This is a genomic window from Nocardiopsis dassonvillei (assembly GCF_964273065.1).
Lineage (GTDB): Bacteria > Actinomycetota > Actinomycetes > Streptosporangiales > Streptosporangiaceae > Nocardiopsis > Nocardiopsis dassonvillei_B.
The window spans coordinates 522,493-541,042 of the sequence record NZ_OZ186815.1 but is presented as its reverse complement, the minus strand read 5'-3'; the positions used below and the strand labels follow the sequence as shown (position 1 = coordinate 541,042).

Below are 18,550 nucleotides of genomic sequence, written 5' to 3'. Positions count from 1 at the left end.
GCTCAGGTGTCGGAGGAGTCCAGGGCGGTGCCCGCCAGCGCGGGCAGGTCGGCCAGGGCGGTGACGCGGTGCAGGTGGTGCACGCCCGGGGGCAGGTCCGCTGCCAGGGCCGCGGCGTGGGCGGTCACCAGGGCGGTGGCCCGGGACTGTCCGCGGCCGCGGGCCCGGCGCAGATGGGGTCCGCTGCGGGCGGCCACCGTCCAGGCGTCCGAACCCGGCAGGTGCGGCACCCCGGACAGGCGGCCCGCCCCGGGCAGACGGGCCAGCAGCCCCAGGCCCCGGGTGAGCGCGGGGGAGTCCAGCCCCAGGTGGGTGCGGACCGGGCGGCCCAGGTCGCGGGTGAGTACGTGCTGGTCGGCGAAGTCGGCGCGCAGCAGCCGTCGCCGCCCCTGGCCGGGCAGGTCGACCAGGGCGCCCCTGGACAGGTTGCGCACCGGATCCCCGGTGCCCGGGTCGGGGAAGGAGCGCCCGAGCAGGCCGAGCGTCCAGGCGGTGGCGGCCGCCCCGTGCGCCTCCCCCCGGCCCAGGATCACGGCCACGTCGACCGGCGCGGTGCCGGGGTGGGCGGCGTGCAGGTCGGCGGCGAGCAGGGTGGTCAGCCCCGGGGCCAGGCCCACGCTGAGCAGGACCGGGGCGCGCGGGGCCAGGCGTTCGAGCCGGGCGGTGTAGGCGGCGGTGGCGGTGGGGTCGACGAAGGCCGCTCCGTGTTCGGCGGCGATCCGCACCAGCTCGGGGTCCTCGGCGCCGGCGGCGTTGACCACGACGTCGATCCCCGCCAGGGCGGCGCGGTAGTCGTCGTGGCGGGCCAGGTCCAGGGGCAGGTCGGCGCGGCGGGGGTCGCGCCCGGCGGCCAGGCAGGTGTGCCCGGCCGCGCGCAGGGCGGCCGTGGCGGGCGCGCCGACGGCTCCGTAGCCGCCCAGGACCAGCACCCGCAAAGTTCTTGTAGTCATGCTCCAAAAAGATATGTGTAGCGGCACTACAGTCAAGTCCTAGGATCGTGGCCATGGACACGCACGCCGTCGACGGGCGCACCGCCCGTTCCCGGGCCACCCGCGCCCGCATCGCCCGGGCCGCCGCCGGACTGTTCACCGCCCGGGGGTACGCCGCCACCAGCGTCCAGGCGATCGCCGCCGAGGCCGGGGTGGGCGTGCAGACGGTGTACTACACGTTCGGGACCAAGGCGGCGGTGCTCGGGGAGGCCGTCGACCAGGCCGTGGCCGGGGACGCCGAGCCCGTCCCCACCCTGGAGCGGCCCTGGGTGCGCGAGGCCCTGGCCGCCCCCGACACCGCCGGGCAGGTGCGCTCGCAGGTGGCCGGGACCGGCGCGGTGATGGAGCGGGTCGCGGGGCTGCTGGAGGCGGTGCGGGGCGGCGCCGCCGACCCCGACCTGGCCGCGCTGTGGCGCACCAACGTCGAGCAGCGCCGCACCGTGCAGCGGGTCTTCGCCGACGCCCTGGCCGACCGGGGCGCGCTGCGCCCGGGCCTGGGGGCGCAGGAGGCCGCCGACCTCATGCTGGGCCTGCTCTCCCCCGAGCTGTTCACCCTGTACACCGTGCACCTGGGCCGGTCCGCGCAGTGGTGGCGCGAGCACACCACCCGGGCGGTCCTGTGCCAGGTGGTGTCCGACCGCGCGTCCTGACGGCCCCTCTCCCCGGGGCGCGGCGGGGGTGAGGGACCTCCCCGCCCCCGCGTCCGCCGCCCGACTACGATGACGACCTGTCGCCTCCTGTGGTCGTCCCAACGGACCTCCCCTTCCGAAAGAAGGCCCATCTTGATCCTCGCGGCGGGGGAAGCCCCGGTCTACCTCGGCCCGATCGTGGCTCTGCTCGTGGCGGCCGGACTGATCGGCGCGCTGTTCGTCCGGCTCAGGGTGGTCCCCATCGTGGGCTTCCTGCTGGCCGGCATCGTCATCGGCCCCCACCAGCTGGGGTTCGTCGCAGACGAGGAGGTCGTCCGCAGCGCCGCCGACATCGGCGTGATGCTGCTGCTCTTCACCATCGGTGTGGAGTTCTCGGTCGAGCGCCTGGCCCGGATCAGGCGCTTCGTGCTGGGCGGGGGCAGCGCCCAGGTGGTGCTGACGACCCTGGTCGTGACCGGGCTCGCCGTCCTGTTCGGTGTGGACTGGCGGGCCGGGGTCTTCACCGGCTTCCTGGTCGCACTGTCCTCCACGGCGATCGTGCTGAAGGTGGTCGCGGCCAAGGGCCTCACCCGTCGGCCCGTCGGCCAGGCCGCCGTGGGCACGCTCATCCTCCAGGACCTCGCCGTCATCGTCATGGTGCTGCTGATCCCGCTCCTGGGCGGGGAGAACAGCGGCCTCCCGGGCATCGTCCGGGCTCTGGGGACCGCCGCCCTGGTCCTGGTCGGCGTCATCGTCATCGCGCGCAAGGTCATGCCGCCGCTGCTGGAGCGGGTGGCGCGGCTGTGCTCGCCGGAGGTCTTCCTGCTGACCATCGTGGCGATCGCCCTGGGTGTGGCCTACCTGACCTCCCTGGCCGGGGTCAGCAACGCCCTGGGGGCCTTCCTCGCGGGCATGGTGCTGAGCGAGTCGCGGCACAGCGCCCACGCGCTCAGCGAGATCATGCCGCTCCAGATGATCTTCAGCGCGGTCTTCTTCGTCTCCATCGGGATGCTGCTCGACCTGTCCGTGCTGGTCCGGCTGTGGTGGGTCGTGCTGCTCGCGGCGCTGGCCGTGGTGGCGGTCAAGGCGGTGACGGCCGCGGTGTCGGTCGCGGTGCTCGGGACCGGTGCGGCCACCGCCGTGAGCGCCGCGTTCCTGCTGGCGCAGATCGGCGAGTTCTCCTTCGTCCTGCAGCAGGCGGGCGCGGAGTACGGGCTCACCCCCGCGGGTCTGGGCGAGCAGGGCGGCCAGCTGCTGGTCGCCGTGACCGTCGTGCTGATGACGCTCACCCCCGCGCTCGGCGCGCTCGGGGAGGCCCTCGCCCGCCGGCTGGCCCCGGCCCCCCGGTCGAGCGCTCCCGCCCCGGACGCGACCGCGGCCGGAAGCGGCGGCGGGGACCGCGTGCTGCTGGCCGGCTGGGGCCCCGCCGCCCGCAACCTGGGCCACTACCTGGTGGTCAACGACGTCCCGGTCACGGTCACCACGCTCAACCCCGACCTCGCCGCCGACGCCGAGTCCTTCGGGCACACGGTCGTGCTCGGCGAGGCCACCAAGGAGAGCGTCCTGCACGAGGTCGGCATGGACGACGTCCGGCTCATCGTCATCGCCGAGAACACCGCCGAGGAGAGCACCCACATCGCCCACATCCTGGGCGGTTTCGCACCCGGCGTCCCGATCGTGGTGCGGCCGACCGACGCCCCGGACGTCCCCGGCCTGCACGGCGCGGAGGTCTCCAGGGTCGTGGACACCAACCGGGCGGTGACCGAGCCGCTGGGGCGCGCCGTCCTGGACCTGCTGGGCATCGGGCACGTCGAACCGGGGCGCCCCGACCCGACCGGCATCGAGACCTTCGACCCCGACCCCGCAACGGACTGCGCGCACATCGACACGGTCCGGCCGGTCCTGCCCAAGAGCGCGGGCTGCACCGAGTGCCTGCAGCGGGGCGGCCGCGACTGGGTGCACCTGCGGATGTGCACCTTCTGCGGGTTCGTGGGCTGCTGCGACGACTCGCCGGGGCGGCACGCGCGCTCGCACGCCGACGGCACGGGCCACCCCATCGCCCGCTCCGTCGAGCCGGGGGAGGGCTGGGCGTGGTGCTTCCTGGACTCGACCCTGATCGAGCCGGCCGCAGACCCCGCCGCCCGCCCCTGACCCCCGGGGGCGCGAACGGACGGTGCGGCGGGGCCGGGCGCCGGGCCTCAGCCCAGGAAGCCGCGGACCAGCTCCTCCACCCGGGCGGGGCACTGGCGGGTGACCCAGTGCCCCGCGCCCTCGATCACCTCCAGCCGGGCGCCGGGCACGGCGGCGGCCGCCTCGGCGGTGCGTCCGGGACTCACCCCGATGTCGCGGTCGCCCTGGACGAACAGCGCCGGGCAGGAGATCTCGCCCAGGCGCGGGCGCAGGTCCACGTTCATGCGGGTGAAGCCGATGGAGGCGTTCTGCCAGTCCGAGGAGCCCGCCCCGTTGGCCCGGACCTCCTCCAGGACCTCGTCGACGATGGAGTCGAAGTCCTCCACCGGTCCGGGGACCAGCGCGGAGCGCACGAACCGCTCCACGCCTGAACGCGAGCGCATCATCAGCCCCGGCAGGGTCGTGTTGAGGAACCGGCTGCGGGCGGTGAGCCACAGCAGCTGGTGCACCACCGGCGGGAAGGAGAGTGTCCCGGCGGGCGCGATCGCCACCAGTCGCTCCACCCGGTCGGGGCGCTCGACGGCGTAGGACAGGGTGAGCGCGCCGCCCTGGGAGAGGCCGACCAGGGCGACCCGCTCCAGGGCGAAGTGGTCCAGGACGGTGTCGATGACACCCAGCAGCGCACCGTGGTCGGCGGTGCCGCTCCAGGGGCGGCTGCGGCCCTGCTTGGGCCAGTCGGGGGCGAGCACCCGGCGGTCCCGGGCCAGGGCGGGCAGCAGGTGCCGCCAGCTCAGCAGGGCGTTGTCCTGTCCGGCGCCGCTGAGCAGGACGACCGGTGTCCCCCCTTCGCCCGCGACGGCGACGCTGAGGGGCCCCTCGGGGCGGTTGATGACGGTGCGCTGGAAGGGGTCGCCGGTCACGGTGCGGGGTCCTTCCCCCTGGTCTCCTGCCAGCGGCGGAAGAGGTCGGGCAGCTCCGACTCCAGGAACCGGTACAGCTCGTTGACGTTGGCCAGGCGCTCGCGGCGCTGGGGGGAGGCGTCCCGCAGGACGCGCAGCCCGTGTTCGGTGACCTCGCGGAAACCGGCGGCCTGGGCGTAGCGGCGCTCCAGCATGCGGCTCCACCCGTCGGGGGAGATGCGCAGGTAGGCGTTGCGGTCGCCGGGCCTGCGCACGGTCTCGACCAGGCCGCTCGGGGTGAGCAGGCGGGCGGCGGTGCTCAGGGAGCTGCGGCTGACCTGGAGGGCCTCGGCGATCCGGGCCGGGCTCTGCTCGGGGGGATCGCAGATCAGCAGCCAGCCGACCACGCGGCCGGAGATGAGGGGCAGGCCCTCGCGGGCGAAGAATTCGGCGACCTCGTCCACGAAGGCGGACTCGTCGTCGGTCGGGGCGTTCATCCGACCACGTTACCGTCATTGCAGTCATGACTGCAATGACGGAAATCCGGGACGGTGGATCAGGCGGGCTCGAAGGAGTCCAGGACGGCCGTGCGCATGTCCCCCTGGTCGAACCACACGTCGGTGGGGGCGGCCCAGACCACGGTGTAGTGCACGCCGGGGGAGACGGCGATGTTGCGGGCCAGCACCCGGCGCTCCCGTCCCTCGGTGGTCCAGGAGAACTCCCAGTCGGCGGCCGAGTGGAAGGGGGTGCGGTCGGTGACGTCCTCGATCCGGATCCGCTCGTACTCCTCCAGCCGCCCGTCCGTCGTCTGCTCCTGGTCCAGGACGTGCCGGTACTCGTCGTCGGTGGGGTGCGCGGTCCGGTCGACCTGGAGGTAGGCGCCCGAGTCCGGGGCGTCGTAGAAGACGCTGGCCCCCGACACGCGCCGGATCCACCCGTCGGGCACCAGGACGGTGAACCCCTCGGGGTCCTCGCTCCAGGTCGTGCCGCTGTACCCGGGCGGGCCCTGCGGCTCCTGCGGCTCCTGCGAGACCGCCGCGTCCTCGCCCGACGCGCCGGCGGCGGACGCATCCGCCCGGGGTGTCCCGTCGGAGGCGTCGTTCCCCGTGCCGGACAGGGCCGTCCCGGCGGGGGCGCTCCAGGGGTCCATGACGACCACCAGGGTGGCCCCGGCCACCACGAGGGCCAGGCCCAGGGCCAGGACCACCATGGGCCACGACAGCCGGCCGCCGCGCCGGGCGGGCCGGGGCGGGACGAACGCGTCGGTGAGGGCTGTCCGGCGGGTGCCGTCGGCGCCCGCGGCCGCCGGGAGGGGACGGGGGACCGCTCCCCCGGGCGGTGTCGTCGCGGGCGGGTGGGGCGCGGCCGGGAGGGGCCCCAGGGGGCCCCGCGGTGCCGTGGGCCCGGGGAGGGGCACCTGCGGCGCCACCGGGGAGGCCTGGGCGCCGGAGGGGTGCGCCCGGGCGGCGCTCGGCGCGGGGGGCTCCGCCGCGGCCGACAGCAGGGCCCGGCACCGCTCGGCGTCCAGGCGCCGCGCGGGATCCTTGGTGAGCAGCCCGTGGACCGCCTCGCGCAGCGCCCCCGGCGCCAGCCGCTCCGCCGGTTCCTGGTTGAGGATGGCGTTGAGGGTCGCCGGGACCCCCTCCCGGCGGAACGGGGAGATGCCGGTGGCCGCGTGGTACAGGGTCGCCCCCAGCGACCACAGGTCGCCCGCGGGGGTGGCGGGCCCGTTCGACAGCCGCTCGGGGGCCAGGTAGGCGGGGGAGCCCATGATCCCGACGGTCTGGGTGAGGGAGGCGGTGTCGGCGATGGTCGCGATGCCGAAGTCGGTGAGCACGACCCGCCCGTCGTCGGTCACCATGACGTTCTCGGGCTTGACGTCGCGGTGGGTGATGCCCTGCCGGTGGGCGGTGTCCAGGGCGCCGACCAGGTCCAGGCCCCACCGGGCGATCTCCGGTGCCGGGCGCACGCCCTCGCGCCGGACCAGATCGAACAGGGAGCAGCCGGTGAGGAACTCCATGACGATCCAGGGGCGGCCGTCCTCCTCGAAGATGTCGTGGACGGTGACGATGTTGGGGTGGGACCCCATCGCGGCGGCCTGGGCCTCGCGGCGGGCGCGGGCGGCGGCGCGGGCCCGCTCGTCCTCGCTCAGACCGGGGTCCGGCAGGATCTCCTTGATGGCGACGGTGCGGTTGAGGCCTTCGTCGTGGGCCTTCCAGACCCGTCCCATCCCGCCCCGGCCGAGTTCCTCGGTGAGGCGGTAGCGCTCGCGCAGCAGGCGCTCGGATTCGGCTTCGGACCCCATGGGGCTCCCTCGGGTGCGGACCGTCGTGAACAGCGGCGCGCACGGGGGGCGGGCCGGGTGACGATTCTATTGAGATGCGCGCTCGGCCCGGACCGGTGCCGACCGCGCCGCCGACCGGTTCCGGCCTTTCCCGGAACCCGCGGCGCCGCGCCGGCTTCGAAGCAGGGGACGGAGCCCCTCTCCCCGACTCTCCGGAGGAATCCCCATGGCGGACGGAACACCCCCTGCCCTCCCCGGTCCCTCCGGGGGACCGGCGGCCGGCTCGGCGCCGGGAGGGGGCCTCCTCCTCGCGACGACCCTGCTCTCGGTCATGGCCGCCTCCCTGCCCTACCTGTTCTTCCTTCCCGCCGCCGCGCGGTCCGGGCCGTCGTGGTCGGTCGGGATGGCGGTCTTCGTGGCCATGGGCGGGTTCATCCCCTTCGTGCTGGGCGCGATCGCGTTCGGCGCCGTGGTGTACGCGTGCTTCAAGGAGGAGGGGCCGCCGTTCAGGGGGCGTGTCGCGGTGCTGTGCACGCTGACCCTGGTGGGCGCGACGGTGTCGGTCCTGCCCGACCTGGGCCTGGGCTCGTTCATGCTCGCCGGACCCCCGATGGCCCGGGAGCTGGTGGTGATGCAGGTGGCCCGCCCCGTGGCGCTGGCGGCGGCCTGCGCTCTGGGCTGTCGGGCGACCGTCCGGGAGGCCGAGAGGGAGGGGGACGGCGGATGGTACCTCCTTTCGGTGCTCTGTCTCCTGGCGGTGGTCGCGCTGCTGATCACCGTCCCCCTGGTGCTCATGGGCGCCGCGCGGCCGTAGGCCCCGGTCCCGGAAGAAGGCTCGCCGCTGCCGCCACGCATAGTTCGCCTCGCACATGGTAAAAAGTTAGGTGTGCCGAACTTTGGAGATTGGACGCCTTTGAAAAGCTGGGGCGCCGCATCGCTCGCCCTGGTCCTGGCCCTGACCGCCTGCACCCCCTCCGCCGGGTCCTCGGGCGGTGCGGACGACGACGGCCGCCCGCTGGTCCTGACCACCTTCACCGTCCTGGCCGACATGGCCGGGAACGTCGCCGGAGACCGTGTCCGGGTCGCCTCCCTGACCCGCCCCGGAACCGAGGTCCACGGCTACGAGCCCGTCCCCGACGACCTCGTCCGAGGCCAGGGGGCCGACCTCATCCTGGAGAACGGCCTGGGCCTGGAGGCCTGGTCCGCCCGGTTCACCGAGCGCGTGGACGCCCCCACCGCCGTCCTGTCCGAAGGCGTGGAGACCATCCCCATCTCCTCCGGCGACCACGAGGGCGAGCCCAACCCCCACGCCTGGATGTCCCCCGACAACGCCCTCGTCTACGTCGACAACATCCGCGACGCGCTGGTCGGACTCGACCCCGCGGGGGAGGCCGACTACACCGCCGCCGCCGACGCCTACAAGGCCGAGATCACCGAGGTCGGCGACTACCTGCGACAGGAGCTGGCCGCCGTTCCCGAGCCCGCCCGCGCCCTGGTCACCTGCGAGGGCGCCTTCTCCTACCTGGCCAGGGACGCCGGGCTCACCGAGATGTACCTCTGGCCGGTCAACGCCGAGAGCGAGGCGACCCCGCGGCGCATCGCCGAGGTCACCCGGTTCGTCGAGGACAACGGGGTGCCCGCGGTGTTCTGCGAGAGCACCGTCAACGACGGCACCCAGCGCTCGGTCGCCCGCGAGACCGGCGCCGAACTCGCCGGCCCCCTGTACGTGGACTCCCTGTCGGAGGAGGGCGGGCCCGTGCCCACCTACCTGGACCTGCTGCGCCACGACGCCGAGACCATCGTGGCCGGACTCTCCGGGGCCCGGCCGTGAGCGCCGGCGCGCCCCCGGGGGCGCCCGCCATCGAGGTCGTCGACGCCACCGTCCACTACGGCGACGTGCTCGCCCTGGACGGGGTCTCCCTCACCGTGGGAACGGGCCGGATCTGCGGACTGCTGGGGACCAACGGCTCGGGCAAGTCCACCCTGTTCAAGACCGTCCTGGGCCTGGTCCGCGCCGACCGGGGCCGGGTGCGGCTGCTGGGCCTGGACGGCGCCACCGCCCGCCGCAGGGGCCTGGTGGGGTACGTGCCCCAGGCCGAGCAGGTCGACTGGGACTTCCCGGTGAGCGTGCGCGACGTCGTCATGATGGGCCGCTACGGGCACATGGGCCTGCGCCGCCGTCCCCGCCCCGCCGACCGCGAGGCCGTGGAGCGGGCGCTGGAGCGCACCGACCTGACCGGCCTGGCCGAACGCCGCATCGGCGCGCTCTCGGGCGGCCAGCGCAAACGCGCCTTCGTGGCCCGCGCCCTGGCCCAGGGGGCGGACGTGCTGCTGCTCGACGAGCCCTTCGCCGGGGTGGACAAGGGATCGGAGGCCACCATCTCCGCTCTGCTGCGCAGGCTGCGCGACGAGGGCCGCACCCTGCTGCTGTCCACCCACGACCTGGCGCAGGTGCCGGGGCTGTGCGACGAGGCGGTGCTGCTGCAGCGGCGCGTCATCGCCCGGGGCGCACCCGACGAGGTGCTGCGCCCGGAGACCGTCATGGAGGCCTTCGGCGTCCACGTCCAGGAGGGGGAGCCGTGGACGCGCTGATCGCCGTCAACGACTGGTTCGCGGTGCCGATGCAGTTCGACTTCGTCCGCCGGGCCCTGCTGGTGGCCGTGGTGGCCGGCGTGGTGTGCGCGGTGCTCTCGTGCTGGATGACCCTGGTGGGCTGGTCCCTCATGGGTGACGCGGTCTCCCACGCGGTACTGCCGGGGGTGGTGCTGTCGTACGTGTTCGGACTGCCCTTCGCCCTGGGCGCCCTGGTGTTCGGCACCGGCTCGGTGGCGCTGATCGGGCTGGTCAACCGCACCTCCCGGGTCAAGGAGGACGCGGTCATCGGGGTGGTGTTCACCGCGATGTTCGCGCTGGGGCTGGTGCTGGTGTCGGCGGTGCCCAGCCAGACCGACCTGGGACACATCCTGTTCGGGAACGTGCTGGGGGTGACCGACGCCGACATCCTCCAGATCCTGGTGCTGGCGGCGGTGGTGCTGGGCGTGGTGTGGTTCAAGCACCGCGACCTGACCCTGTACGCGTTCGACCGGGTGCACGCCCACGCCCTCGGGATCGACCCGCGCCTGCTGGAGGCCCTGCTGCTGGGGCTGCTCTCGGTGACCGTGGTGGTGGCGCTCCAGGCGGTGGGGATCATCCTGGTGGTGGCCATGGTGATCATCCCCGGCGCGACCGCGTACCTGCTCACCGACCGGTTCGAGCGGATGCTGGCGATCTCGGTGGGGGTGGCCGTGGTCGCGGCGGTGGCGGGGGTGTTCACCAGCTACCACCTGAACGTGTCCACCGGCGGGTGCGTGGTGCTGGCGCAGGCGGCGGCGTTCGCCCTGGCCTACCTCTTCTCCCCGCTGCACGGGGTGCTGGGCCGCCGTCGCCGCCGGCTGGCGGCGACCGCCGCGGGTCAGAGGACCGCGCGGCAGTAGAGGCGGTGCCCGCGGGAGGCCGCGGTGCGGGCCAGGCCGGCGAGCCCTTCGACGAAGTCCGCCGGCCCCGGGGTGTCGGCGCCGCCGGGGAAGAGGTCCTCCCGCGCCGCCCACACGGCGGCGGCCCGCGCCAGGTCCTGCGCGGAGGCTTCGGCCAGGGCGTCGCGCAGCCGGTCGGTGAGGGTGAGCATCCACCTGCCCTCGTGCCCGGGGTCGGTGAGCAGTGCCGCCGCCCGCGGGTCCGGGCCCGCCCCGGGGGCGGGCGGCCCGGCCAGGGCCGCCTCCAGCCCGTTCGGTTCGACGGCGGGGTCGACGCCCTTGGTGAACAGCCAGGGCACCCCGGCGTCGTCGAGGTCGGCCTCCAGCAGGGAGGCGGCGGCGGTGTCGTCGGCGGCCGCGAGGTAGTCGTAGATCGGCATGGGGCCAGTACAGCGCATGCGCGAGACATTCGGGCGTGCGGGCGGATCCGGCGGCCCGTGCCGGGTCCCGGGGTCCTCAGGGGCGGGCGGCGGCGTGGCGGCGGTAGTGGCGGGCGGCCCTGGCGCGGTTGCCGCAGGAGGTGCCGCACCACTGCTGGCGCCCGTGGGCCTGCACGAAGTAGCGCACGCAGCGCGGGGCGGTGCACACGCGCAGCCGCTCGCGGTCGGGCCCCTCCAGGAAGGCGATGGCCGCGCGGGCCAGCGCCGCCACCGTGTCCGGGCAGCCGCCGCCGGGCGCGAACTCCACCGTGGGCACGTCCTGCCCCTCCCAGCGCAGCCGGGGCACCACCGGTTGGCGGGCCGCGGCCGCGTTGAGCAGGACCAGCGCCTCCTGGGCCGGGGGCAGCAGGTGGGGGTCGGCGGAGCTGGGCGGTGTCGGGGCGACCGCCCGGGCGAACAGCGCGCGCACAGCCCCGCGCAGCGTCACCACCTGTGCGTGCAGCTCCTCGTCGACCTCCGGGAGCGCGCCGCCGGGCAGCAGGTCGCCGACGGCGGCCAGCCAGTGCGCGGTGCGGTCGGCCCCGTCCAGGTCGTCGGCGGTCCCGCCGGACCCGTCGTGGCGGATCGTCCCGGCCAGTTCCAGCGCGAGTCGGCCGTCCATGATCCCCCGTTCGTTCACCGCAACCCCACTTGCCCGCATCCTTTCCCACGGGCTAGCGTTCTAACGGTTAACACTAACTTATCCGTTAGAAATTCGTCTCCGGTGAATCCGGAAGGGACCCCGATGACTCTTCTTCTCGCGCACATCAGCGACCTGCACCTGGACGGTTCGGAACGTGCCACCGAGCGCGCCGAGCGCACCGTGGCCTACCTGCGCGACCTGCCGCAGGCCCCGGACGCGCTGCTGGTCAGCGGGGACATCGCCGACACCCCGGCGCGCGAGGAGTACGAGGAGGCCGCCCGGCTGCTGGACCTGCCGTTCCCGGTGATCGTCTGCCCGGGCAACCACGACGACCGGGCGGGGCTGCGCACCGGCCTGCTGGGGGAGGAGGCCTCGGCGGAGCCGTTCAACCGGGTGCACCACGTGGCGGGGGCGGCCGTGCTGGCCTGCGACTCCACCATCCCGGGCGAGGACGGGGGGAGGCTGGACACGGCCACGCTGGTGTGGATCAACGAGACGCTGAGCGGGCTGCCCGAGGGTGTTCCGGCGCTGCTGGCGTTCCACCACCCGCCGGTGCGCATGCACCACCCGCTGCCGGACTCGATGCGGCTGGGCAACGCCGACGACCTGGCCGGCCTGCTGCACGCCCACCCCCGGGTCGCGGGCATCCTGGTGGGCCACATGCACACCGGCGGGGCCACCATGTTCGCGGGGCGGCCCCTGCTGCTGGCGCCCGGGGTGACGTGGACGCTGCGCATGCCCTGGGAGGGGGAGCCGGTCATCGACCGCACGCAGCCGCCGGGGGTGGCCTTCCACCTGCTGGACGACGACCAGCGGCTGAGCACGCACTTCCGCGCGGTGATGCGGGCCGGGGCGGAGGCCTGAGCGCGCGGGCCGGGGCCGGGCGCACGTGGGGGCCGCCACGAGTCGGTGGCGGCCCCGGTGAGCGGAAGGTCCCCGACCGAACCGGTGGTCGCGCAGGCGCGACCTGATCGGGTCTCCTCCCGGTCCGACGGTTCCGGGCAGGTCGGGCCGGGCGCCGTCAGACCCGTTGGGATTCTAGGCGAGCCGGGGGAGTCGCCGGGCCCGGTCGGGCGGATCCGAGGGTCACAGGAGCATGGCGAGCTGGCGGCACTGGGCGACGAGGGTGCCGCTGGAGTCCCAGATCTCCATGTCCTCCTCGTGCAGGCCGCCGGCGACGTGCTTGGTGAAGACGCGGCAGGCCAGCCACCCGGGAGCCGGCCGGGCGCGCACGTGGACGCTCAGTTCGACGGTGATGGTCGTGAACTCGCCGATCTCCAGGACCGCGGGCGGGGCGAAGTCGACCATGGCGGGCAGGGCGTGGGTGTCGGGCTCGCGGCCGTCGGCGAAGCGCATCCAGAACTCGGCGTGCGGGCGGCCGTCCTTGCGGCCGTCGAGCCATCCGGGCCGGGCGGGGTAGCGGTACTCGACGCTGTGGGCGATGCCGAGCCCGTCGGGCCTGTTGGCGAACTCCGCGGGGACGGGGCAGTCCTCGGGGGCGGGCAGGTCGGGCGGGGTGTCCAGGGTCAGCACCCGGGCCCGCGGGTCCGGGGTGAGGTCCCCGTAGGTGGCGGTGGCGCGCAGGACCTCCTTGCCGTTCTGCTCCAGGACCACCTGGCCGGTGGCGGTGCGGCGGCCCTCGCGGACCACCTCGGTGCGGGCGGTCGCCGGGCCCGGTGCGGCGGGGCGCAGGAAGAACGCGGAGACGGCCAGCGGGTCGGGCTGCCCCAGGTTCTGGCGCAGCGCGTTGAGCGCGGTGCCCAGGATGTACCCGCCGTTGGGGTGCGAGGTGAAGGTGGTCCAGGCGTCGGTGAGGGTGGCTGCGAACTCGCCGTCGGCCAGCTTCTCCACGCGCGTGTCGCGGTCGAACTGGTATTCCTCGGCGGTGGGGTCAAGGCTCATGCCGCCAATGTTACCGGCCGGTAAGTTGCCCCGGGGCGCCGCCGCCGGGAAACGGCTTGACCCTGACGCAAGGTCAGGCTCTAGCGTCGAAGGCGTCGGGAGAACCCCGTCACCTGCGCGGATACGAGGAGGGCCGATGGGCCGCACCGTGGGCGAGGTCGCCCGCCTGAGCGGGCAGACCGTGCGCACCCTGCACCACTACGACCGTATCGGGCTGCTCGTCCCGGCCGGGCGAACCCCCTCCGGCTACCGCAGCTACAGCGACGGGGACCTGGAGCGGCTGCGCCGCATCCTCACCTACCGGGAACTGGGCTTCGGTCTGGAGGAGATCGCCGAGATCCTCGACGACCCCGCCGCCGACACCCGCTCCCACCTGCTGCGGCAGCACGACCTGGTGACAGACCGCATCGAACGGCTGCGCAACCTGGCCCGCAGCCTGGAACGCCTGCTGGAGGCACACACCATGGACCTGAACATCACCCCCGAGGAACGCCTCGAACTCTTCGGCGACTTCGACGTGGAGTCCCACTCCGCCGAGGCCGAGCGCCGCTGGGGCGGCTGCGACTCCTACGCGCAGTCCCAGCGCAGGGTGAGCGCCTACACCAAGGAGGACTGGAAGCGGAACCAGGCCGAGGGGGAGGAGATCTACCTGGCCCTGGCCGCCGCCATGGCCGAGGGCGCGCCCGCCGACGGCGAGCGGGCCATGGACCTGGCCGAGCGCCACCGCGGGTACATCACCCGCTGGTTCTACGACTGCACCACCGAGATCCACCGCGGCCTGGGCGCCCTGTACGTCGACGACGAGCGGTTCACCGCCACCATCGACGCCCACGCGCCGGGGCTGAGCCGCTACCTGCGCGAGGCCTTCGCGGCCAACGCCGACCGCCGGGAGCGCGGCTGAGCCCGACCGCCGCTGCGGCGTCCCCGGTGCCGCGACACCGCGTCGCGGGGCCGGGGGCGCCGCGTCCTGCCGTCCCGGGCGCCGCCCCGCTCAGGGGATGAGGACGATCTTGCCCGACCCGTGCGCCTCCAGCTCGGCGTGCGCCCGGGCGGCGTTGACCAGGCTCATCAGCCGCGGCTCGGGCAGCACCAGCCGCCCCTGCGCCTGTGCGTCCAGCAGGGTGCGCAGCACCTCGGGGGTCTGCCCCCTCGCCCCGCCGGAGGAGAAGCGCACCCCCAGCTCCTGGGCGGCCCCGTCGGCCAGGGTGAGGATCCGCTCGGTGGTGCCGCCGCGCAGCGCGATCGCGTCCGGCAGCACCCCGTGCCCGGCGGCGTCCAGCACCGCGTCCACCCCCTGCGGGGCGGCCTCGCGCACCCGGTCGGCCAGCCCCTCGCCGTAGGCGATGGGGGCGGCGCCCATCCCCCGCACCCGCTCCAGGTTCGCCTGCCCGGCCGTGCCGACGACGGTCACCCCTCCGGCGACCGCGAACTGCACCGCGATCGACCCGACGGTGCCCGACGCCCCGTGCACCAGCAGCGTCTCGCCCCGGGCGGGCGCCAGCTCCCGCAGCGCGCGCAGCGCCGCCTCGCCGGCCACCGGCAGTGCCGCGGCCTGCGCCCAGTCCAGTTCCTCGGGCTTGGCCGCGTAGGTCCCCACCAGCGCGTACTCGGCGTACCCGGCGGTCGCCGCCCAGCCCGCCACCGCCTCGCCCACCGCCGTGTCGGAGACGCCCTCGCCCAGGGCGTCCACCGTCCCGGCGACCTCCGATCCCAGGCCGCGCGGCAGGGTCCCGAAGCGCACCGCGCCCGAGCGCACCTTGACGTCGAAGGGGTTGACCCCGGCGGCCTTGACCGCCACCCGCACCTGCCCGGGGCCCGGCACGGGCCGGTCGGCCTCCTCGACCGTCAGTACCGACGGGTCACCGTACTCGGCGAAGCGGACAGCGTGCATCGGGTCGTTCCTCTCGTCCCAGTGGTGACCTAACCTAACGTGCCCACCCGGCCCCCGTCCCGAACGAGGAGACATGCCCGGACGACTCCCGGCCGCCATCGACCGGTTCAACGACGCCCGCCCCTGGGACCACAACGCCCACTACCACCGGTGGCTGCTGGCGCGGGTGCCCGCCCGTGTGCGCCGCGCCCTGGACGTGGGCTGCGGCACCGGAGACCTGGTCCGGGCCCTGGCCGACCGGGCCGAGGAGGTGGTCGGCGTGGACGCCGACCCGCGCGTGGTCGAACTGGCCCGGCTCGCGGCGGGGGAGCGCCCGGGGGTGTCCTTCCGGGTGGCCGACGCCGCCGCGGACCTGCCCGAGGGGCCCTTCGACGTCATCACCTGCGTGGCGGTGCTGCACCACCTGCCGTTCGCCCCGACCCTGGAGCGGCTGCGCGACCGACTGGCCCCGGGCGGGACCCTGCTGGTGCTGGGCGTGCACGAGCCGTCCCGGTTCACCGACCACCTGCTGGGTGCCGCGGCGGTCCCGGCCAACCTCGCCGTGGCCTGGGCGCGCGGGCGCCGGCCGCGCCCGGCCTCGATGACGGCCCGCACCGCCCCGGCCGCCATGACCCTGCCGGAGATCGCCCGCGAGGCCGGCCGGGTGCTGCCGGGGGTGCGGCTGCGGCGGCACCTGTTCTGGCGGCACTCCCTGGTCTGGCGTTCCGAGCGTTGAAAAGGGGTGGCGCGTCGGAGCGGACGCGGTGCACAGTTCAACCGGAAAATACACATAAAGCCTGAAAACACTGGAAAGTGAGCCGCCCGTGCGCTGGACCGTCCACTCGGAGCGCTCCCTCTACACCGACCCGTGGCTGGACGTTCGCGCCGCCGACGTCGAACTCCCCGACGGCCGGCGGTTGGACCACCGGCTGATCCGCCGCCCCCGCGGCGCGGGGGCGGTCCTGCGCGACGGCGGCCGGGTGCTGCTGCTGTGGCGGCACCGGTTCATCACCGACACCTGGGGCTACGAGATCCCCATGGGCGGGGTGCACGAGGGTGAGGACCCCCGCGATGCCGCCGCCAGGGAGGCGGAGGAGGAGACGGGATGGCGCCCGCGCACCCTGGAGCCGCTGCTGCGGGTGCAGCCCTCCAGCGGACTCACCGACAGTGAGCACCACGTGTTCGTCAGCGACGACGCGGTGCGCGTGGGCGAGCCCACCGACACCTGGGAGTCCGAGCGCCTGGACTGGGTGCCGCTGGCCGAGGTCCCCGCCCTCGTCGCCCGGGGCGACCTGGTCAGCGCCACCACCGTCGGCGCCCTGCTCTACCTCCTGGCCGCGGGAAGGAGGACCGGGCCGGCCGGGTGAGGCCGCCCCGGACCGCCCGCGGTTCCGTTCCTAGTCCCACCAGAAACCCCAGGCGGCGCCGCCCATCAGGGTCTCGGAGTAGGAGTCCAGCGAGCCCGGCCCCTGCCACACGTTGTCCGGGCACAGCGCGAAGTGCTCGGCCGCCACCCGCAGCGCCGTCTCCTTGTCGGAGATCTCGACGGCGGTGGTCAGCACCAGCGTGTCGAATCCGGCCATCACCAGGCGGGCGCCGAAGCGCCGCTCCCAGTCGGCCAGCACCGCCGAGATCGCCTTGATGTCCAGGCCGTGGTCGACCGCGCCCTCCCAGCCGATGACGCTCAGCGCCTCGGCCCCGGAGGCGGCCCGCACCAGGCCCAGGCGCGGGTTCGGCCGGGCCGCCAGCCGGTCGGCACGGCGGTCGGCGACCTCGTCCGGGTCGTGCGTCCACGCGATCTCGGGCGCGAGGCCGGGCCATTCCTCCCCGAAGGGCGCGGTGACGGCCAGGCGCTCGGCGGGGACGAGGTGGTCGTCCCCGGGAGCCACCGAGGTGGCCCCGTGCCAGGCCTGGGCCAGCACCCGCTCGGGGTCGTGGTCGGCGATCGAGCCCTCCGCGGAGGGGCACAGCTCCCCGGACTCCCAGGGGCGGTCGCCGTCCCCGTCGCTCATCGAGGCCAGCAGCAGCGGCCACCACCCCGACTCCGCGTGGGCGGCGCGCAGCCGCTGCCACAGCCCCTGCGGGGCGGGGGCGTCGCTGATCCACAGCACGGGGGTGTCGTCCTCGGCGAGGGCGGGCCCGCCCGGCGGGAGCGGGACGGAGAGGTCGGCCTGGGGGTCCATGGGGGTCCTTCGATTTCGGGAGAGAACGGGATCGCGCAGGCAGGGTACCGACCCGGAGTGTCGGTTCCGCCTCCGGGCGGCGCTCCCCGGGACGCATGAAAATTCGCAAAACGGTCAGTAGTGCCACAGGACCGCAGCCGAGAGCACACGAGGAGGCCGCCATGGCCGAGGACCGCAAGGGCCCGAACAAGTTCGACGAGGTCCGGGGCAAGGCCAAGGAGGAGCTCGGGAAGGCCACCGGCAACCGGGAGCAGGAGTCCGAGGGCAAGGTCGAGCAGAACAAGGCCAAGCTCAAGCAGGCCGGCGAGAAGGTGAAGGACGTCTTCACCTCCGACGACAAGAACCGCTGAGTACGCGCGAGCGGCCCCGCCCGGGAACGGGCGGGGCCGCTCAGCCGCCCGGACGCAGCGTGATCTCGCCGACCTGGGCGTCCGGCGGCAGCGCCAGAGCGCCGCACACCGCGGCGGCCACCGTCGCCGGCCGGATGCACGCGTCCGGGTCGTAGCCGCGCCCGAACGCCGCCCGGGTGCGCCGCAGCAGCTCGGTGGCGGTCCCCGCCGGGTACACGCTCGTCACCCGCACCCCGCGGCCCGCCTCCTCCGCGCGCAGCGCGTCGGCGAACCCGCGCAACCCCGCCTTGGCCGCGGTGTACGCCGACCAGCCGGGCACCCCGCGCAGGTCGGGGGCGGCGTTGACGAACACGACGTGGCCGCGCCGGGCCCGCAGCGCGGGCAGCGCCAGCCGGGTCAGCTCGGCGGCGGCCACCAGGTTCACTGCCAGCACCTCCTCCCACAGCGCGGCGGAGGAGTCGGCCACCGCGGCGACGGGGGCGATCCCGGCGCAGTGCACCAGGGCGTCCGGACCCGCGACGCCCTCCAGCGCGACGGCCGGTCCCGCGGGCCCGCGCAGGTCCACGGCGACCGCCTCCACCCCGGGCAGCGCCGCCAGGGCGGCCAGCCGACCGGGATCCCGGCCCAGGGCGACCACCCGGTCGCCGCGTGCGGACAGCGCCTCCACCACGGCCGAGCCGATACCGCCGGTCGCCCCGGTCACCACGCAGTCCGCCATGGGCGGGATACTCCCACACCCG

General features: G+C 75.0%; 21 protein-coding genes. 11 read left to right on the top strand and 10 right to left on the bottom strand.

What is annotated here, in order from left to right; translation table 11 throughout:
- Positions 1-2: 2 nt before the first annotated feature.
- Positions 3-950, bottom strand: a complete 948-nt coding sequence (locus ACSUPR_RS02680) for an NAD-dependent epimerase/dehydratase family protein (RefSeq protein WP_436889245.1) — start codon at positions 948-950, stop codon at positions 3-5.
- A 53-nt stretch (positions 951-1,003) separates the two neighbouring features.
- Here ACSUPR_RS02680 and ACSUPR_RS02675 point away from each other — a divergent pair, with 53 nt between their 5' ends.
- Together ACSUPR_RS02675 and ACSUPR_RS02670 are read left to right on the top strand one after the other, a co-directional pair.
- Positions 1,004-1,639 (top strand): TetR/AcrR family transcriptional regulator, encoded by a 636-nt coding sequence (locus ACSUPR_RS02675; protein ID WP_436889243.1) that lies wholly within the window; start codon positions 1,004-1,006, stop codon positions 1,637-1,639.
- Between the two features lie 132 nt (positions 1,640-1,771).
- Positions 1,772-3,769, top strand: a complete 1,998-nt coding sequence (locus tag ACSUPR_RS02670; RefSeq protein ID WP_436889241.1) for a cation:proton antiporter domain-containing protein — start codon at positions 1,772-1,774, stop codon at positions 3,767-3,769.
- A 47-nt stretch (positions 3,770-3,816) separates the two neighbouring features.
- Here ACSUPR_RS02670 and ACSUPR_RS02665 read toward each other — a convergent pair whose 3' ends face one another.
- The 3 genes from ACSUPR_RS02665 to ACSUPR_RS02655 are packed head-to-tail and all read right to left on the bottom strand — an operon-like array spanning position 3,817 to position 6,952.
- Positions 3,817-4,668 carry an alpha/beta fold hydrolase gene (locus ACSUPR_RS02665; protein ID WP_436889239.1) on the bottom strand — a complete coding sequence of 284 codons (852 nt, stop codon included), beginning with the start codon at positions 4,666-4,668 and terminating at the stop codon, positions 3,817-3,819.
- Positions 4,665-5,144, bottom strand: a complete 480-nt coding sequence (locus ACSUPR_RS02660; protein WP_436889237.1) for a GbsR/MarR family transcriptional regulator — start codon at positions 5,142-5,144, stop codon at positions 4,665-4,667. The genes ACSUPR_RS02665 and ACSUPR_RS02660 overlap by 4 nt, the downstream gene beginning before the upstream one ends.
- Positions 5,145-5,203: 59 nt before the next feature.
- Positions 5,204-6,952 carry a protein kinase domain-containing protein gene (locus tag ACSUPR_RS02655; RefSeq protein ID WP_436889235.1) on the bottom strand — a complete coding sequence of 583 codons (1,749 nt, stop codon included), beginning with the start codon at positions 6,950-6,952 and terminating at the stop codon, positions 5,204-5,206.
- A gap of 205 nt (positions 6,953-7,157) precedes the next feature.
- On the opposite strand from ACSUPR_RS02655, the gene ACSUPR_RS02650 reads away from it, so the two are divergent.
- From ACSUPR_RS02650 to ACSUPR_RS02635, 4 genes are all read left to right on the top strand, one after another.
- Complete coding sequence (locus tag ACSUPR_RS02650; RefSeq protein WP_436889233.1) at positions 7,158-7,745, top strand: hypothetical protein; 588 nt, start codon at positions 7,158-7,160, stop codon at positions 7,743-7,745.
- A gap of 72 nt (positions 7,746-7,817) precedes the next feature.
- Positions 7,818-8,762: a metal ABC transporter substrate-binding protein gene (locus tag ACSUPR_RS02645; RefSeq protein WP_436889231.1), complete on the top strand. Its 945-nt coding sequence runs from the start codon at positions 7,818-7,820 to the stop codon at positions 8,760-8,762.
- Entirely contained in the window at positions 8,759-9,523 is a 765-nt protein-coding gene (locus ACSUPR_RS02640) for a metal ABC transporter ATP-binding protein (RefSeq protein ID WP_436889229.1), read from the top strand. Before ACSUPR_RS02645 ends, ACSUPR_RS02640 begins: the two co-directional genes overlap by 4 nt.
- The gene (locus tag ACSUPR_RS02635; RefSeq protein ID WP_436889227.1) at positions 9,511-10,404 is read left to right on the top strand and encodes a metal ABC transporter permease; all 894 of its coding nucleotides are present in this window, start codon (positions 9,511-9,513) and stop codon (positions 10,402-10,404) included. The genes ACSUPR_RS02640 and ACSUPR_RS02635 overlap by 13 nt, the downstream gene beginning before the upstream one ends.
- Here ACSUPR_RS02635 and ACSUPR_RS02630 read toward each other — a convergent pair.
- Both ACSUPR_RS02630 and ACSUPR_RS02625 read right to left on the bottom strand, forming a co-directional pair.
- Positions 10,383-10,823: a hypothetical protein gene (locus ACSUPR_RS02630; RefSeq protein ID WP_436889224.1), complete on the bottom strand. Its 441-nt coding sequence runs from the start codon at positions 10,821-10,823 to the stop codon at positions 10,383-10,385. The two genes, ACSUPR_RS02635 and ACSUPR_RS02630, sit on opposite strands and share 22 nt — an antisense overlap.
- Positions 10,824-10,899: 76 nt before the next feature.
- Positions 10,900-11,502, bottom strand: a complete 603-nt coding sequence (locus tag ACSUPR_RS02625) for a CGNR zinc finger domain-containing protein (protein ID WP_436889222.1) — start codon at positions 11,500-11,502, stop codon at positions 10,900-10,902.
- Between the two features lie 105 nt (positions 11,503-11,607).
- Between ACSUPR_RS02625 and ACSUPR_RS02620 the strand changes: the two genes are divergently transcribed.
- The gene (locus tag ACSUPR_RS02620; RefSeq protein WP_436889220.1) at positions 11,608-12,369 is read left to right on the top strand and encodes a metallophosphoesterase; all 762 of its coding nucleotides are present in this window, start codon (positions 11,608-11,610) and stop codon (positions 12,367-12,369) included.
- Between the two features lie 222 nt (positions 12,370-12,591).
- Here ACSUPR_RS02620 and ACSUPR_RS02615 read toward each other — a convergent pair whose 3' ends face one another.
- The gene (locus tag ACSUPR_RS02615; protein ID WP_436889218.1) at positions 12,592-13,407 is read right to left on the bottom strand and encodes a thioesterase family protein; all 816 of its coding nucleotides are present in this window, start codon (positions 13,405-13,407) and stop codon (positions 12,592-12,594) included.
- 136 nt (positions 13,408-13,543) lie between these two features.
- Here ACSUPR_RS02615 and ACSUPR_RS02610 point away from each other — a divergent pair, with 136 nt between their 5' ends.
- Positions 13,544-14,308: a MerR family transcriptional regulator gene (locus ACSUPR_RS02610; RefSeq protein WP_436889216.1), complete on the top strand. Its 765-nt coding sequence runs from the start codon at positions 13,544-13,546 to the stop codon at positions 14,306-14,308.
- Between the two features lie 90 nt (positions 14,309-14,398).
- Here the strand turns inward: ACSUPR_RS02610 and ACSUPR_RS02605 are convergent, their stop codons facing one another.
- Positions 14,399-15,298 (bottom strand): NADP-dependent oxidoreductase, encoded by a 900-nt coding sequence (locus ACSUPR_RS02605; RefSeq protein WP_436889214.1) that lies wholly within the window; start codon positions 15,296-15,298, stop codon positions 14,399-14,401.
- Between the two features lie 73 nt (positions 15,299-15,371).
- On the opposite strand from ACSUPR_RS02605, the gene ACSUPR_RS02600 reads away from it, so the two are divergent.
- Both ACSUPR_RS02600 and ACSUPR_RS02595 read left to right on the top strand, forming a co-directional pair.
- Positions 15,372-16,013: a class I SAM-dependent methyltransferase gene (locus ACSUPR_RS02600; RefSeq protein WP_436889212.1), complete on the top strand. Its 642-nt coding sequence runs from the start codon at positions 15,372-15,374 to the stop codon at positions 16,011-16,013.
- A gap of 88 nt (positions 16,014-16,101) precedes the next feature.
- A complete protein-coding gene (locus ACSUPR_RS02595) occupies positions 16,102-16,644 on the top strand; it encodes an NUDIX domain-containing protein (RefSeq protein ID WP_436889210.1) in 543 nt (180 codons plus the stop codon).
- A gap of 30 nt (positions 16,645-16,674) precedes the next feature.
- Here ACSUPR_RS02595 and ACSUPR_RS02590 read toward each other — a convergent pair whose 3' ends face one another.
- Positions 16,675-17,460: a DUF4253 domain-containing protein gene (locus ACSUPR_RS02590; protein WP_436889208.1), complete on the bottom strand. Its 786-nt coding sequence runs from the start codon at positions 17,458-17,460 to the stop codon at positions 16,675-16,677.
- Between the two features lie 161 nt (positions 17,461-17,621).
- On the opposite strand from ACSUPR_RS02590, the gene ACSUPR_RS02585 reads away from it, so the two are divergent.
- Positions 17,622-17,810, top strand: a complete 189-nt coding sequence (locus ACSUPR_RS02585; RefSeq protein ID WP_436889206.1) for a CsbD family protein — start codon at positions 17,622-17,624, stop codon at positions 17,808-17,810.
- A gap of 40 nt (positions 17,811-17,850) precedes the next feature.
- On the opposite strand, the gene ACSUPR_RS02580 is transcribed toward ACSUPR_RS02585, so the two are convergent.
- The gene (locus tag ACSUPR_RS02580) at positions 17,851-18,528 is read right to left on the bottom strand and encodes an SDR family oxidoreductase (RefSeq protein ID WP_436889204.1); all 678 of its coding nucleotides are present in this window, start codon (positions 18,526-18,528) and stop codon (positions 17,851-17,853) included.
- Positions 18,529-18,550: the final 22 nt, after the last annotated feature.